The sequence below is a fragment of the Methanobacterium veterum genome (genome assembly GCF_000745485.1).
Taxonomy (GTDB): domain Archaea; phylum Methanobacteriota; class Methanobacteria; order Methanobacteriales; family Methanobacteriaceae; genus Methanobacterium_D; species Methanobacterium_D veterum.
Map to the genome: position 1 here is coordinate 275385 of NZ_JQJK01000009.1, position 15761 is coordinate 291145.

At 32.7% G+C, this 15761-nt stretch carries 13 protein-coding genes; 7 read left to right on the top strand and 6 right to left on the bottom strand.

The window, feature by feature from the left end:
• Window positions 1-99: 99 nt before the first annotated feature.
• The 3 genes from EJ01_RS04660 to EJ01_RS04670 all read left to right on the top strand — a co-directional run bounded on the left by EJ01_RS04660 (window position 100) and on the right by EJ01_RS04670 (window position 2207).
• Window positions 100-516, top strand: a complete 417-nt coding sequence (locus EJ01_RS04660; protein ID WP_048081537.1) for a hemerythrin domain-containing protein — start codon at window positions 100-102, stop codon at window positions 514-516.
• A gap of 25 nt (window positions 517-541) precedes the next feature.
• Window positions 542-976 (top strand): hemerythrin domain-containing protein, encoded by a 435-nt coding sequence (locus EJ01_RS04665; RefSeq protein ID WP_048081538.1) that lies wholly within the window; start codon window positions 542-544, stop codon window positions 974-976.
• A gap of 397 nt (window positions 977-1373) precedes the next feature.
• Window positions 1374-2207 carry an alpha/beta fold hydrolase gene (locus EJ01_RS04670; protein WP_048081539.1) on the top strand — a complete coding sequence of 278 codons (834 nt, stop codon included), beginning with the start codon at window positions 1374-1376 and terminating at the stop codon, window positions 2205-2207.
• 133 nt (window positions 2208-2340) lie between these two features.
• Here EJ01_RS04670 and EJ01_RS04675 read toward each other — a convergent pair whose 3' ends face one another.
• The 6 genes from EJ01_RS04675 to EJ01_RS04700 form a co-directional block, all read right to left on the bottom strand.
• Window positions 2341-3243, bottom strand: coding sequence for an AEC family transporter (locus tag EJ01_RS04675; protein WP_048081540.1), 903 nt, complete (start codon window positions 3241-3243; stop codon window positions 2341-2343).
• A 327-nt stretch (window positions 3244-3570) separates the two neighbouring features.
• Window positions 3571-4344: a class II glutamine amidotransferase gene (locus EJ01_RS04680; RefSeq protein ID WP_048081541.1), complete on the bottom strand. Its 774-nt coding sequence runs from the start codon at window positions 4342-4344 to the stop codon at window positions 3571-3573.
• Window positions 4345-4382: 38 nt separating this feature from the next.
• Window positions 4383-5108, bottom strand: coding sequence for a type 1 glutamine amidotransferase (locus EJ01_RS04685; protein WP_048081542.1), 726 nt, complete (start codon window positions 5106-5108; stop codon window positions 4383-4385).
• 102 nt (window positions 5109-5210) lie between these two features.
• The gene (locus tag EJ01_RS04690; RefSeq protein WP_245611148.1) at window positions 5211-6572 is read right to left on the bottom strand and encodes a Mur ligase family protein; all 1362 of its coding nucleotides are present in this window, start codon (window positions 6570-6572) and stop codon (window positions 5211-5213) included.
• Window positions 6573-7048: 476 nt separating this feature from the next.
• Window positions 7049-7984 (bottom strand): DNA repair and recombination protein RadA, encoded by a 936-nt coding sequence (gene radA, locus EJ01_RS04695; protein WP_048081543.1) that lies wholly within the window; start codon window positions 7982-7984, stop codon window positions 7049-7051.
• A gap of 98 nt (window positions 7985-8082) precedes the next feature.
• A complete protein-coding gene (locus tag EJ01_RS04700; RefSeq protein ID WP_048081544.1) occupies window positions 8083-10452 on the bottom strand; it encodes an OB-fold nucleic acid binding domain-containing protein in 2370 nt (789 codons plus the stop codon).
• A gap of 974 nt (window positions 10453-11426) precedes the next feature.
• Between EJ01_RS04700 and EJ01_RS04705 the strand changes: the two genes are divergently transcribed.
• From EJ01_RS04705 to mmp11, 4 genes are all read left to right on the top strand, one after another.
• Window positions 11427-12410 carry an isocitrate/isopropylmalate family dehydrogenase gene (locus tag EJ01_RS04705; protein ID WP_048081545.1) on the top strand — a complete coding sequence of 328 codons (984 nt, stop codon included), beginning with the start codon at window positions 11427-11429 and terminating at the stop codon, window positions 12408-12410.
• A 60-nt stretch (window positions 12411-12470) separates the two neighbouring features.
• On the top strand, window positions 12471-13676 hold the full coding sequence (locus tag EJ01_RS04710; RefSeq protein WP_048081546.1) for an aminotransferase class V-fold PLP-dependent enzyme: 1206 nt from the start codon (window positions 12471-12473) through the stop codon (window positions 13674-13676).
• A 398-nt stretch (window positions 13677-14074) separates the two neighbouring features.
• On the top strand, window positions 14075-14485 hold the full coding sequence (gene ribH / locus EJ01_RS04715; RefSeq protein WP_048081547.1) for a 6,7-dimethyl-8-ribityllumazine synthase: 411 nt from the start codon (window positions 14075-14077) through the stop codon (window positions 14483-14485).
• Between the two features lie 340 nt (window positions 14486-14825).
• Window positions 14826-15758, top strand: a complete 933-nt coding sequence (mmp11, locus tag EJ01_RS04720) for a methanogenesis marker protein 11 (RefSeq protein WP_048081548.1) — start codon at window positions 14826-14828, stop codon at window positions 15756-15758.
• The last annotated feature ends 3 nt before the right edge of the window (window positions 15759-15761 follow it).

Genomic DNA, 15761 nt, shown 5'->3' on the forward strand with positions numbered 1-15761 from the left:
TAATGGAATATAATTTTAGTTCAATATGTATTACTTTTTTCATAAAATATATTATAAATTAGCAATAGAAATAATCAAAAAGACGTGGGGGTATTTTAAATGGCAGGATTATTTGATATGTTAAAACAGGACCACCGAGAAGTTACAAACATGTTAGAGCAGGCTATAGAAAGTAAAGACCCTTCTCAGTTCCCAAAAGTTAAAAAAATGTTAGACGTGCATATGGAAGGGGAAGAAAAGTTTTTCTATCCAATTCTGAAGAATAAAGATAAAGAAGGAATGCTTGAAGCTTATGAAGAGCATAAGGTAGGAAAGAAATTAATCAGTGAAATATGCGATACTAAAAGTGGAAATGAAACATGTATACCAAAAATAAAAGTTTTAAAAGATGTACTGGATCATCATATCGAGGAAGAAGAGTCTGAAATCTTTGATGAAGCGAGAGAAGTGCTGAATGATCAACAGGAGCAAAAAATAGTTCAGCAAATTGAAAAACTTAAGTCACAAAAAATGTAAATTGTACGAATTGTGGGGGGATAATATGGCAGAAAATGATGTTTATGAATTACTAAAGAATGACCATGATAATATAAAGAATCTTTTGAGGGAAACTATACAAAATAAGGACCCTTCACAATTTCCTAAAATCCAAAAAGAATGGGAATCCCATATGCTGGGAGAAGAAATATATTTTTATCCAGCACTCAGGAAAAAAGAATCATTTATGGTCCTTGAAAGATATGAAGAACATGAACTTGGCAAAAAATTGATCTATGAATTAGATAAATTGGATAAAAACGATGAACGATGGATGCCGAAAATGGGAGTACTTCAAGAGATTATAGAACTTCATATTGATGAAGAAGAAAAAAAAATCTTTCCTAAGGCAAAAGAAATAATAAGTGGGAATAAGGAAAGGCATATACTGGATAAAATAAGAGATGAAAAATCAAGGTATGTGAAATCTTACCTCTAAATTTATTTTTATTTTTCATTTTGAAGACTTAAATTAAATTTGGATATATTACTTTTAATTAATTTATTTTTATAGAATTAGTTGTTCTCTAAAATTAGCTGTTAAATGGCTTTTAGGTTTAAAATAATAATTTAAATCGATTTTTATTAAAATTAAATCTGTTTTAATGTGTTATTTTTTCTGTATTATAGTTAACTGACTTATTTATATGGGCATAACTAGTTTTTAGTAATACACATACTTAAAAAAATAATAAATTTTTAATAGTTTAGATGCCTTAATGTATAATAGGCGCAAGATCTTTAAACTTTGTAAATTCAGTTAAATCAATTATAGCGCCTAAAATAATTTTTTCTTGGGAAATTGCACCTAAATACATAAAATTGGAGGTAAATAAATGTGTCCGTTTGTTAAAGTAGATGAAGGAAACTCAGGTGATATAAACTTACACTATGAAGATTATGGTGAAGGAAAACCGATAATTTTAATTCACGGTTATCCATTAAGTGGCCGTGCATGGGAGAAACAGATACCTGCACTGCTTGATGCGGGTTATCGTGTTATTACCTATGACCGAAGAGGATTTGGAAACTCTAGTCAACCATGGTCAGGTTATGATCCTGATACATTTACTGAAGACTTACACAAGCTTATTACTGAGCTAGATTTACATGATTTTGTATTAGTTGGTCACTCAATGGCAGGCGAAGAACTTGCCCGTTATATTGGAAAATATGGAACTGAAGACGTGAGTAAGGTTGTTTTTATCTCTGCAGTTACACCTTTCCTCCGTAAGACTGATGATAACCCTGAAGGATTAGACGAAGGCCTTTTTGAAGAAATTAAAAACGCAGTTATTGAGGATCGACCTGCATTCATGACTCAATTTTGCACAGATTTCTACAATATGGACGCTCTTGAAGGTAAACGGGTCAGTAAACATGCATATCAGGCAAGCTGGAATACTGCAATTGAGGCATCTCCAAAAGGATCAATTGATTGTGTAGATACTTGGGGAACAGACTTCAGAGAAGATCTCAAACGTGTTGACGTACCTACACTTGTAATCCATGGCGATCAGGACCGTATTGTTCCTTTCAAGAACTCAGGAAAACGTATGCCTGATTTTGTGAAAGACAGCAAGTTAGTGGTCATAAAAGATGGACCTCATGGTATTGCATGGACGCATAATGAAGAGGTTAACCGTGAACTCCTGAACTTTTTAGGATAAAACCAGCAGTATATAGGTTACAGTTCGCAATTTGAGAAATACATTAAAATTTTTAATTAACTTTTTTTTTAAATGGTTCATTTTCTTTATAAATGCCAAATTAAGCTTTAAATCATTTAAATTCTCTGTAATCTCATACTAAAAATAGTAGTATAGGGAGAGTAACCATACTGAGTACCGTACTTAAAAATATGCATGCTGCAGATACTTTTATATCAAGTTCATATGTAATGGCCAGAACAAGAGCAAGCATTGCTGAAGGCATTCCTGCTTCTAAAACAGTAACTGATTTTTCAAGTCCGCCCATGCTTAGAAGCATGACGATTGTAAATGCTATTAAAGGAGCAATACCTAATTTTATAACAGATACTAATGATGCAAGCCCAATATATTCTTTAATTCCTCTAAATTCCATAGATAATCCTAAAGATATCATTATAAGAGGTATGGCAGCGCCGCTTAAGTAAGTTAATGTTTGTGTAATTACATATCCCAGGGGAATATTTAAAAAGTTCAGCAGAAGCCCCAAAAGGATTCCCCAAAGTGGGGGGAATAGGAGGGATCGTTTTAAAATATCGGAGTATTTTCCACCTAGCATTAACAGGAAGAATATCCCAAAACTTATAAAAAGGATCATAGAGCCCATATCATAGAAAATAGCTCTTATAAATCCATCTGTTCCGAAAACGCCTAGCACAACAGGATATCCAAGAAAACCAGAATTAAAAAGCGCACTAGTTGATACAACACTCCATCTAGTTTTACTTGGATAATTTTTAAGAGTTAGAATCAAATAAGCAATTAAACCAGAAATTATTCCAACAGATATGCATATAAGTGGAATTGGAACTATAAGTGGAAGAATAGATAAATTTACTTTATATATTGCAAGGAATATGAGTGATGGAATTGCAATATTTATTACAATTTTATTTAGAGATAATGCATCTTCGGCCTTTAAAACATTGCTTCTTTTTAAGACATAACCAAGAAGAATCATGGCTATGATTGGGATAATGGTTTCAACTGAGTTCATATAATTCCCTTAATACTATTAATATAGTTAAATGCTAATTTAGCTTTTTTAAAATGTATTTGAAAACTAAAAATAATTCAAGGCCTTAAAAAAAGGCTCTATATTATAAATTGTGATTTATCCTTAATAAATCGAATGTATCCTGTTAGGTTATAGTGAATGACGTAACTTTTTAAACGCTTAATTTTAGAATTTAAACATATATTTAAATCAGGGGCATATTAACAAAATTTCTTATAAAATTTAGTCAAAAATATCTGGTCATTTACTATAAATAATTATATTTAACAACTCTGGTGAATTTTTAAATTTTGAAAATATCAAATCTTACTCATTACTAATTATTTTGCCGTTTTTCAGGATTTTAAGTTCCCCTGGCTCAAACTTTCGCCACTTTTCATTAGTTAAAGGCCTTGTAGCTATTATATATCCTTCTTTTTCAGTTGATTTTTGTTCTTTAAGATGTATATCAAAGTGTTCATCTGAAAGATGTGTATGATCGTATGGGGCCTCGCGGTGAAGGTAAAATAGGCTGTTAAATCCATTCATGTCGTAATAACAGAATAAATGTTTGCCATCTGAAAAAATACAGTTAAACTTTCCATAATTATTAAGATACCTTAATTCATCAAGCAACCATTTATAACTGGAATCATCAAAAAATTTAATCTTTTTGTTCTTTATTCTGTTAAGTAAATGGCAGAAAGCAGCCTCAGAATCAGTTTCACCAACCGGTTTAAAATTGAGAGTGTCAAAATCTTTTTGATAATTAGTTAAATTTCCATTATGTGCAAAAGCAAAATTTATGCCGTTTAATTCACGTCCAAAGGGATGAGTATTCATATGTGCAGGTGGTGCGGCGCTATTTAATCTTACATGTGCAACAAATATTTTTGATTTAATTTTAGGATAAAGTTCGATAAATTCGGATAATAAGCTTTCTTCAGCTTCTAAAGGCTCTTTTATAATCTGTGTAGATTTATCTGGGTAAAAAGATATGCCCCATCCATCAGGATTTGCTTTACCTCTAAGGCGAAATCCTTTAAAAGATAGATTAGGCCTTACAGGCGTATTAAATGACAATCCCAGCAGTTCACACATATCATATCACATTGGCAGTTTTTTATTTTATAAAAAAATCATTTACAGTAGAGTTTTATGACTTTTTTATGGGCTAAATTTTCAAAGTCATCATTTAAAGACTGTAATCTTTCAACTTCGTACTTTCTTTGCAATGCTTTTAAAATTAAGTAATCAGCTAAATGTGGGTTTTTTGGAAGTATTGGGCCATGAAGATAGGTACCTATGCAGTTTTTATAGACTATGCCTTCTTTTTTATCTTTTCCATTGTTTCCATATCCTGATTTTACTAATCCTAAAGGGTTATAGTCACTGTATGTCCTTCCACCGTGATTTTCAAACCCTACAATAGTTTTAGGAGTTAATCCTAATTGATTTTCAATTATAACATTCCCAATTAGTCTTCCTTCTTCACTTACAGTCGAATAATTGAATATCTCAAGACCAGAGACTTCTTTACCTTCATTATTAATATATTTCTCACCTAAAAGTTGATATCCTCCGCATATAGCAAGGACAACACCATAATCTTCGATAATCTCTTTAAAAGAATCTTTATATTTTAAAAAATCAGAATATACTATGCTCTGGCCTCTATCCGATCCACCGCCTATAAAAAAGATATCTCCTTCACTTAAATCATGCTTCTCATCATTTAAGCTAAAATTAATTATATTTGGAGTAATCCCTCTCCATTCACATCTCCTTTTCAAGCAGATTACATTACCAATGTCTCCATACAAATTTAGAATATCTGGATACATATGGTAGATATTTAATTCCATAATTTATCCTCCACGCAACATTAAATTTAATATAGAATCCTTAATCTAGGAAACTTCTGTCAAGATATGTAATATGTGAGTAGTTTCAACAGTTTATCGTGGTTATTTGCCATGTGTTAAATTTAGTACCATGTCACGGGTCTCGAAAACTGCTGTGTATGTGGGTAATATATACGCAATTTCAACATCTTCATGAACTGCTTCTTTGATTGATTCCTGCATGTCATCATCTATTTTTATAATTTCGGTAGGAATATGGGCATATTCAATTCTTAGTGCAATATCTTCGGCCCTTTTTCCAGAGCAATAGATTTTTTTTAAGTTTTCGATGTTCTTGAATTTACTTAGTCCTGCATCCCATATCCAGGAGATATCCTGGCCATCTGCGGGATTATCGTTTAAAATAAAAAGAATAGCTTTTCTTCTTTTATCATGGGATATACTTTTAATTACCTCTGTAAGTCCAATAGGATTTTTAGTTAGCACAATTTTTATGATTTTGTCTCTAAATTTAATTTCTTCCATTCTGCCCAGTTTATAGTCAAAATTCTCCATCCTATGAATAATTTTAGATGGTTCAATTCCTATTTCACAGCTAAATGTAAATGCTGCGCAGCAGTTATAAATGTTGTAAATTCCTTCATACTCAAAACATGTATCTTTAAATGTTTCTTTATCGGTATTAATATCAAAACAATACTTGTTATTCTTATAATTGATATTTTCAATGTAATAATCATAATATGGATTTTTAAATCCACATTCTTTACAGTTGTAACTGCCTAATTGTCCATAGTTAAAATATTCATAATCAATATAACTGTTGCATGATGGGCAGTTTCGTGTTTCCACTATTTTTTCATTTTTACTACTGAATTTATTCTTTTTAATCCCGTAGAATATATTACTTTTATTTAAATTTTTAAATTTAGATACAAGTGGGTCGTCTGCATTTAAGATAAGGGATGTATTTAAAGGTTTAATGGTTTCATAAACCATGGATACCGTATTTTCTATTTCTCCATATCTGTCGAGCTGGTCCCTGAAAAAATTAGTTACAACGATATAATCTGGTTCAATATCTCTTATTATTCTTGTAAAAGAGCCTTCATCTACTTCGAAGACTCCCCAATCATATTCGTCCTTCTTGTTTTCGATAAAACTGCTTGCAATGCCCTGAGGCATATTTGCACCCCTCAAGTTTGAGAGGACATTTTTAAAATTGCTGCCTAAGATATGGGCAATTAAGTTATTTGTGGTAGTTTTACCATTTGTACCAGTTACGATAACTTTCTTTTTACATCTTTCATTCACAATTTTCAGAAGATCGGGTTCTATTCTAAGTGCAATATTTCCAGGTAATGCTGTAGCACTCCTTCCTGTTGTTTTAAGCCCGAATCTTACTAATTTACCGATTATGATTGATAAAGAAAGCCTTAATTTTTTAATTAGACTCATGTCCATAAATGCCCCCTTTCAAAATTTATGGATGAAACTATCTATTTAACTGAAATAATTGATTAAACCGTCTTAAGGTATTAATGTGTGATTTATTTTAAGTTTTAATGGATTTTAAGCCAATAATTGTGCTAAATGACTTGAATAATTGTTTTAAGTGGTGTATTTGGAGTATTGGTGGATTATAAATGAGTTAAGTATGCACTTTCTTAGATAATTTTTCTCTAATTAAATGTAATACTTTATTAAAAATAAACTTTTTTATTGTACCTACTTTTGTACTTAATAGGTTAATAATATCCTGAAATAAGTATTACTTATGATTTTAAAGTATTTTATGGAATTTAAGCAAAAAGAAGTCCGTAATTCATATTTTTATATTTTTAAAACAAATTTACATTTCAAATTTTAATCAAAAAACAATTTCAAAAAATAAAGAGAAAATAAGCATGAAATAGTATCATGCTATTTCACATTGTAACTTAATCAACAATACCTTCAGTTACTATCTTAAATACAGATTCGCCTTCAGGTAAATGAGGACTGTCTACGAGTCTTGCAATTCGTTTTCCAGCAAGGCCCTTTTTAAGCCATATCCTGTAGGTTGCAGCGTGTCCAAGTACGTGACCTCCGACAGCTTTTGTTGGGCTTCCAAAGAAAGCATCAGGTCTTGCCTGCACCTGGTTTGTAACAAATACTGCTACATTATAAGTGTTTGCAATATTTTGTAACGTGTGAAGGTGCTGGTTTAGTTTTTGCTGCCTTGTTGCAAGTGTTTCCCTTCCTACGTATTCTGCTCTAAAGTGAGCAGTTACGGAATCTACTATAACCAGTTTTATGTTTGCTCCGCTTTGGATTAACTCGTTTATTTTGTCTGCCATCAAGATCTGGTGGCTTGAATTGAAGGCCCTTGCAATATGTATTTTCTGCAGTGTTTCTTCAACATCAAGTTCAAATCCTGTTGCAATTTGTTCTATTCTTTCTGGTCTGAATGTGTTCTCTGTATCTATGAATACACATTCCCCATCAAGACCTCCTTTTTCTTCTGGAAGCTGTACTGTAACTGCAAGTTCGTGAGATATTTGACTTTTTCCTGAACCGAATTCACCAAACACTTCTGTTAGGGATTGTGTTTCGATTCCTCCACCAATGAGTTCATCAAGGGCAGTACTTCCACAGGTTATCCTACCTACGTCTTTTCTACGCTCCATTACATCAAAAGCGGTTTCAAAATCTATTGATTCAGCTTTTCTTGCAGCTTCAATGACTTTTTCAGCGACTCCTTCACCGATTTCAGCTTTTACACTGAGTTCTTTGGCAGTTGCTGTTGCAAGTCTCATCATGTCCGCAAAACCTGCATCTATCAACTTTTGAGCAGTTTTTTCCCCAACACCGGGTAAATCTCCTAATTCTACCATTTTGATTCTCCTTTAAAGTTTGTAAAATTGTTTTTGGAATTTAAGTTCTCTATTTTTAAAACTGCACCGGTTGCCTTATTTATTTTTGAACTTATTTCCTATTTTACTATCTTCTTAGCAATGAGCCTTATTTCCTCATTGTATTCATCGAAGCTTGCATCTGCGATTACAGTAATCTCGCTGCCAATCAGGTCTTCGACTTTTCCTGCAAGTGATCCTTCATCTGCAGTTGTCATAATCACTTCATTTGCTTTCTCGGTGGTCATCCCAATTAATTCTTCGGCTTGTTTCCTGAAGAACGTTGTTCTGACCGTTCCAGTTTCATCTTCAATTACGCATGGAACTATCATGAGATAGTTCGGCTGCTGTATTTCCTCTCCGCAGAAATCACATACAAATGCATCATCGACGTATTCTACTCTTTTATTACAATTTGGGCACATTTCATAGAGTATCCTATCTCCATATGCCTCAATAATTTCTCCACTTAACTTGATATTTTTATCATCTTCTGTAAGTTCTTCAATTTTCTTGGTTTTATATATGGATTCTTCAATTTCTTCAAGTGAGGGGAGTGCTGCTGCTTCTTCATCTTTTGGTTTAATTACCATTGTAGCTCTTCCAACACTGAGTTCAACAGCATCGTTTCTGAATCGTGGCCTTGCATTTTTAATCCAGATTGCACCGCCTCTGTTTAAACCCATTTCAGCTTTTTCATCCCAAAATGAAGCTCTGACAGAACCAGTATCGTCAGCAAGTTCTACTGTTCTAACCATTCCCATGGTTCCATTGGATCTTTGGAATTCATTAACATCATATAAGTTAATTATACGCCCAATTATTCCAACTTCGTCTCTTTCACTTTTTATGTTCTCTAACTCGCTAATTTTAATTGGTTTATACATTTCCCCTTCAAGTTCATCAATAGGTGGAAGACTCTGGGCATCATTTTCACTCATTTTAATTATTCTAACTGTTTTCCCAATGCTAAGTTCCACACTGTCATCTCTAAACCTGGTTTTTGCATTTTCTATCTTTACAAGATCTCCTCTATTTAACCTGAGCTTTGCTTTGTCATCCCAGAGTGATGCTCTAATTGTACCTGTATCATCAGCTATTTTAACGGATCTTACAAGCCCCGCGCTTCCATCTGCTCTTTGGAACTCATTTGCATCGTAAAGTTCCATCATTCTTCCAATGATATCCACTTCGTCTCCTTCATCTTCAAGTTTATGTAAATCTTCAATTTTGATTGGTTCGAGCTCTTTTTTATGTTCTTCAAGAACTTGTTTTAAACCAGCATCATCTTCAGGATTGATAATTATTCCGCTATTCCAATTGGTGTTTATTCTATATCCATCAGAATAATCATCAAATTCGATATTTCCACCGGTTATCTTTAGAATATCTCCTTTATTAATGTCGAGCTTGGTATCATCGTTCCAAAGGGTTACCTTTATAGAACCGGTTTCATCTGAAATTACAACTGATTTTACAGATCCGGCACTTCCATCTGAACGTTGAAAAGTAATGGCGTCCTGTATTTTACTTACAACTCCCATTAAAGTGACATCTTTCATTTCATGGGCGTCCCCGATCTTCATGATTTCTGCTTCTTCATACTCGGGGACGTCGAAATCATCTTTTATTATCCTTCCAATCCATGAATGAGTTAAATTAACTTCACCATTTCTAACACGGCTTTGGGCGCCTAATATTTTTATGGAATCTCCTTCTTTGAGTTCTATTTCATTGATAATTTCAACATCTTTATTCCATAAAGTTATGGATATTGAACCACTATCATCTTTTAAATCAAGAGTAATGAATTGTCCTTCTCTGCCGTTGCTGTTGTATGTTCTTATTCTTGAAATTCTAACTACTCTTGCAATTACATTAACCTGCATTTCGCCTTGAATATCTGCAATTTTTGTTATTTTTTCAGCATATTCTGGTAAATTATCAGCTTCTTCGCCTTCAACTTTTTCGATGGTTGACCTGCCCTGCAGGTGAGCTTCTTCACTTCTGTATCCATCTTTTATTTCTACATTGTTTATTTTGACAATGTCTCCTTCAGAAAAGTTTTTAAGCTGTTTGATGTTATCTGTCCAGAGCACTACTCGAATTTCACCAGTATCGTCGGCTAACATAATGTTTTGGACTTTACCTTCTTTCCCTTTCTTTGTTACAAATGCTTTAGCGTTGGAGATCCTCATTATCCTGCCGGTTATGCTTATATCATGCAAACCTGTTTCTAATTCGGATATTTTACGTAATTCGTTATCCTTTGCAAGGGGAACGTTTTCTTCGTCTATATATTCTCCTACTATCATCCTTGCAATATCAAGCTCATCCATAAAACTTACATCTTCATAATCCTTTTTCATGTCTTCTATTCTTTTTAAGAAATCGTCATATGAGATTTTGTCGCTGATTCGCTGATATTCGCTTTTTACATCATTTTCCATCTTGAGCCCTCACTTAAAATCTACATCATATAAATTTTAGAAGAATTAATTTAATGTTATATAATATATGTAGTACTATTTACACCCCGATATATATGCTTAACTGCTAAAAATGGCAACTTTTTTTAGTCGAATTAAGCCTTTTAAAGCATTCAGCGTTAATTAAACATTTATTATGCTATTATGATTAATTATATGGATTTATATGTATTTTGGGCATGCATATAACTATAAAATAGTACATATGAATATAAACACGTGCTAATGACCATAATATGGATCTATATATCCATATGGGTAATATTGATGTTTAAATGGTCCATGATATTACTGTGAATTTATGTGGGAAATTTTTTTAAGAAATTAAGGTTCCTAGGGTCTGGGATCCTGAGAAAATTATGATCATTTTTGACCATCAAATACCTGCAGACTCGCTTGATATGGCTATAAAAAGGATTATGATGCATAAATTTGTTAAATATGGAGTAATTACTGATTTTTATAAATTGGGGGGATGTTTGTACCATTAATTGCTCCTTGATATGGATTATATGATTTTAGGAGAGATCGTAGTCAAAATTGGTTCTTATATTTGTATTTATATGGATTTATTGAATTTTACTGGGAGCATATGTTCAAAAAGCCCAGATGTGATTTTTACAACACGAAACGTGTAATTTAAAGTTCTATAAACAATCGAATTTAACGTAAAAATGAATATTCTTTGATCAAACTTATTTAAGTTGTATTAATCAACATAGGCTGAAAAAGCGGTGGTTACAGTTCAAATTAGGATGTTTATAAGTTTGAAGACGAAAATACAATGAACATGGCAGTTTTGTATATGTGGGCGAAATTAAGCAAAAATAATAATTAAAATATAAAAATAAGGTTAATGTTAAAATAGATACAATTAGTTTAAACTTAAATTTTAGATAATTTTACAGTAAATAAATAAGGATAAAGGTGTTTTAATGTACAAAATAGCAGTGGTACCTGGAGACGGTATCGGAAAAGAAGTTATGGAAGCAACATTACATGTTTTAGATGCACTTGATATTGAATTTGATTATACATTTGCAGATGCAGGGGATGAATGCAAAGCAGCCTCAGGAGTTGCTTTGCCTCAAGAAACAATTGATATAGTAAAGGAATCGCAGGCATGTTTATTTGGGGCTGCTGGAGAATCAGCAGCAGATGTTATTGTCAGATTAAGACAGGAACTAGAGCTTTATGTTAATTTAAGACCTGTTAAATCATACCCTGGCACTAAAGCTTTGTTTGATAATTTAGATTTTGTAATTGTTAGGGAAAACACGGAAGACCTTTATATTGGTCTTGAAGAAGAAACAGAAGAGGGAGCCACTGCTTTAAGAGTTACTACAAGAAATGCTGTAGAAAGAATTTGCAAGTTTGCATTTGAATATGCTGAAGAAAGTGGTAGAGATAAAGTTACAGCGGTTCACAAGGCGAATGTCCTTAAAAAAACGGATGGATTGTTCAAAGATATTTTTTACAAAGTTGCTGAAGATTATAAAGATATTGGAACAGATGACCGTTATGTTGATGCAACAGCAATGTTTTTCATTACAAACCCTCAAATGTTCAATGTGATCGTTACTACAAACTTATTTGGGGATATACTTTCAGATGAGGGTGCAGGACTTGTCGGCGGTCTTGGTTTAATACCATCTGCTAATATCGGGGAAAATAGCGGTTTATTTGAACCCGTTCACGGATCAGCACCAGACATAGCTGGAAAAAATATTGCAAATCCTTCTGCAATGATATTATCTGCAGTAATGATGCTGGATTACCTTAAAGAACATGATGCAGCCCGTAAAGTTGAAAATGCGCTTATTGAAGTTTTAAGTGAAGGTAAAGTTATAACTGGAGATATTGGTGGTAATGCATCTACCATGGAAATGGCCAGTGAAATTAGAAGAAAAATAGAATAGAAATAAGCTGCAGTTTGTACCGGGTTCAAGTAGAACTAAAATTAATCAGGAGCGTATTCCATGGATACCCAAAATATTGATATAAGATCAGATTTTCCTTTACTTAATGAAGTAATCTATTTGGACGCTGCAAGCACTACTCCAACTCCAGAGCCTGTAGTAAATGCGATGTGTGATTATTTCCATAATTTCAATGCTAATATAGGAAGGGGCGCCTATAAAACAGCAGTTAAAGCAACAATGAAATTTGAAAATACAAGGGAAAGAATTGCAAAATTTATAAACTGTAATAGAAATGAGGTTATATTTACAAAAAACACCACTGAAGCTATAAATCTTGTAGCAAACAGTCTGGAATTTAAGAAGGGTGATTCAATAATTGTTCCAAATATAGAACACCATTCTAATTTTCTGCCATGGCTCAATTTGAAAAAAGCAGGAATTAATCTTAAAGTCATAAAAACAGATAAATATGGGGTAATAGACCTTTCAGATATTGAAAAAGCTGTAGATGATACTACGAAGCTCATCACAACTACTCATATCTCAAATTCGATTGGTTCATGCCAGCCAATATATGATATTGGAGATATAGCAGAAGAAAATGACATTTTATATCTTGTTGACGCTGCACAATCTGCAGGACATGTAAAATTTGATGTAAAAGAAACAAAGGCTGATTTTGTCTCATTTCCAGGACATAAAGGTCTTTTTGGTCCTGTTGGAACTGGATTTTTATATTCCAAAAGCGATGTTATGGATAAATTAAAACCAGTTAATCTTGGCGGTGGAACAGTATCAAAGGTTACAGAAGATGATTTTACACTTGAATCTGCTCCAGGTAGATTTGAGGGAGGTACTCAAAATATAGCTGGTGTCATTGGTCTTGGAGCTGCTATAAATTATGTGGAAAATGTTGGAATTGGGAATATTGAAAAACACAGCGCAAAACTCACAAAATACATGTTTGATAAAATTAATAACATAGATAATACAATATGCTATGGTAATCCTGATAATATTCATGGAATAGTTGCTTTCAATGTAGAAGGCATGAATTCTCATGATGTTGCTAAAATACTGGATGAAATTAAAGATATATGTGTAAGAAGTGGTTACCACTGTGCAATTCCTGCAATTAAACATATAGGTGCAGATAAACTTGGTGGAACTGTTAGAGCATCTGTTCATTATTATAATACTAAAGAAGAGATTGATATATTAGCAGAAACTGTTGAAGAAATCTCTAAATTCGCAGGAGGTTGAAGGAAATTACAAATCAAAGCTCGCAAAAACTACGTTTTGATGGATTTGTAATTTCCTCAAACATTTGAAAATTTTTATAAAATTTTTCGATGTTTGAGGAACTAAGTTCCTCAACCATAAAAATTAAAAGAATTTTTGTATGCCCCGAAAACATAGTTTTCGAGGGCCCGAAAAATAAATTTTTTGGAGGTTGAATTATATGGATAGAACAAGAGCCATAGCAATATTTATAATTGTGATAATGGTCGTATGGGTTGTTGCAATTGCCGTATTAAGTGCAATATAATTAAATTAATAGTTAAATATTATATGTATGATAAAATAAGTTCATTTTAAATGAATTTTTATTTATTTCACAAAATTTTGAGATTAATTATACTTGAAATGGAGGAAAAATAATGGTAAAAGTTAGATTAGGCGCAGTAGTAGCTGAATTCAATTATGATATAACTCATATGATGTTAGAATTAGCTAAAGAACATGCTAAATTTTTAGATTCTGAAATAACAGAAATAATTACCGTACCTGGTGTATTTGATATGCCGCTTGCAATTAAGAAACTTCTAGAAAATGATGATATTGATGCGGTTGTAACCCTTGGAGCAGTTATAGAAGGTGCAACTTCACATGATGAAATAGTTGTACAGCATGCATCACGTAAGATTGCGGATTTAGCACTTGAATATAATAAACCAGTTGGTTTAGGAATTTCAGGCCCAGGTATGACACGTTTAGAAGCTCATCAACGTGTTGAATATGGAAAACGTGCTGTTGAAGCAGCTGTTAAAATGTGTGAAAGATTAAAATAAATCTTTCCTTTTGTTTTTATTGATTAAGGAACTAGTTTTATTTTTGATGTAGTTATAATGCTATTTTAAATGATTTTTATGTAATATAATTGGTTAATGTATTTTTAAGCGATTACACATCGTTCAAATATTAAATTTCTAATTTATGGATCAATATGATCAATTTGAAAATCCAAAATTAATATATTACATAGCAGTAAATTCAAAACAGTACACATTGATTATTAAACAATTTGGCAGGACTCAACAAGATCAGCAAATTTTCCTGTAAATTGTTATTTATAATTAATTTAACTAAACTAATCAGAATTAATTAATTACAATATTAGGTGATTATTAAATGGAAATAGTAACCCCTGACGACTTAAAAGAGAGATTTAAAGACCCATGGGTAGCCCCATATAAAAAGATTTTAACCATGGTTAACGATGATATGGTGGAAATTGTTGAATATCATCCATGTATTGGGGGCTCACAGTGGATGGTCTATCAATATGAAAGGTCAAGTGATCTGGTAAAAAGTGCAGAAAGAGATGGAAACAAACATACGTATCTTGTAGAAGTTGGAAAAACCGATTTAAATCTTAAACCAAGTTTTTCTGCTGCAGGGATCGAAGAAGTATCTGTTGAAGGGGATGAAGTAAAAGTAACTCATGCAGGTCTGGCTGGAGCAGGAGTGGGGGCTGCAATGTGCCGAGGAATGGCAGAAGGAGTTAAAAGAGTTGAACTTTATGATATTGGCGGCGGTTCAAAGGTTGGAAGAGCCGCGGTTGTAACTCCTAAACTTCAAAAAGTTGTAATTGGAATTGATGACACTGATACTAAGGAAAAGGGGGCCACATGGACTTTAGCTAATAATGTCGGAGTGGAACTAAGCAAAAGAGGATTTGAATATATAAATCATGTTATCGTGCAGCTATATCCTCATAATCCAAATAAAACTCAAAATTGCGTTGCAATAGCGCTTGTTTTCGCTGTTAAACCTGGTGAACGGGATAAATTAATTGAAGAAGCACGGGAACTATTTAAAGAAAGTACCTTATCTCAAAAAACTTCAATGGCAATTTTGGATGGTATTGAAATTCCTGAAAAACTTAGAGAATATTCAATGGCAACTAAACAGTCCATGATGTCCCTTGAAGAGGCTGAAAAAACTGCAAAAGAACTTGGAATAGAACTTATTGAAGTTACAGGTTCTCATGGTAAAATAGGGGCTCTTGCAGCATTAGGACTTTACAATGATATAGAAGAAGCCGTAAAAGTTTATTATTGATTT

Bases quoted from the DNA above. Each gene is read 5' to 3' on its own strand.
- EJ01_RS04685 (WP_048081542.1), bottom strand. From the start codon at position 5,108: ATGGAATTAAATATCTACCATATGTATCCAGATATTCTAAATTTGTAT.
- EJ01_RS04670 (WP_048081539.1), top strand. From the start codon at position 1,374: ATGTGTCCGTTTGTTAAAGTAGATGAAGGAAACTCAGGTGATATAAAC.
- EJ01_RS04700 (WP_048081544.1), bottom strand. From the start codon at position 10,452: ATGGAAAATGATGTAAAAAGCGAATATCAGCGAATCAGCGACAAAATC.
- mmp11 (WP_048081548.1), top strand. From the start codon at position 14,826: ATGGAAATAGTAACCCCTGACGACTTAAAAGAGAGATTTAAAGACCCA.
- EJ01_RS04660 (WP_048081537.1), top strand. From the start codon at position 100: ATGGCAGGATTATTTGATATGTTAAAACAGGACCACCGAGAAGTTACA.
- radA (WP_048081543.1), bottom strand. From the start codon at position 7,984: ATGGTAGAATTAGGAGATTTACCCGGTGTTGGGGAAAAAACTGCTCAA.
- EJ01_RS04665 (WP_048081538.1), top strand. From the start codon at position 542: ATGGCAGAAAATGATGTTTATGAATTACTAAAGAATGACCATGATAAT.
- EJ01_RS04690 (WP_245611148.1), bottom strand. From the start codon at position 6,572: ATGGACATGAGTCTAATTAAAAAATTAAGGCTTTCTTTATCAATCATA.
- ribH (WP_048081547.1), top strand. From the start codon at position 14,075: ATGGTAAAAGTTAGATTAGGCGCAGTAGTAGCTGAATTCAATTATGAT.
- EJ01_RS04675 (WP_048081540.1), bottom strand. From the start codon at position 3,243: ATGAACTCAGTTGAAACCATTATCCCAATCATAGCCATGATTCTTCTT.
- EJ01_RS04680 (WP_048081541.1), bottom strand. From the start codon at position 4,344: ATGTGTGAACTGCTGGGATTGTCATTTAATACGCCTGTAAGGCCTAAT.
- EJ01_RS04710 (WP_048081546.1), top strand. From the start codon at position 12,471: ATGGATACCCAAAATATTGATATAAGATCAGATTTTCCTTTACTTAAT.
- EJ01_RS04705 (WP_048081545.1), top strand. From the start codon at position 11,427: ATGTACAAAATAGCAGTGGTACCTGGAGACGGTATCGGAAAAGAAGTT.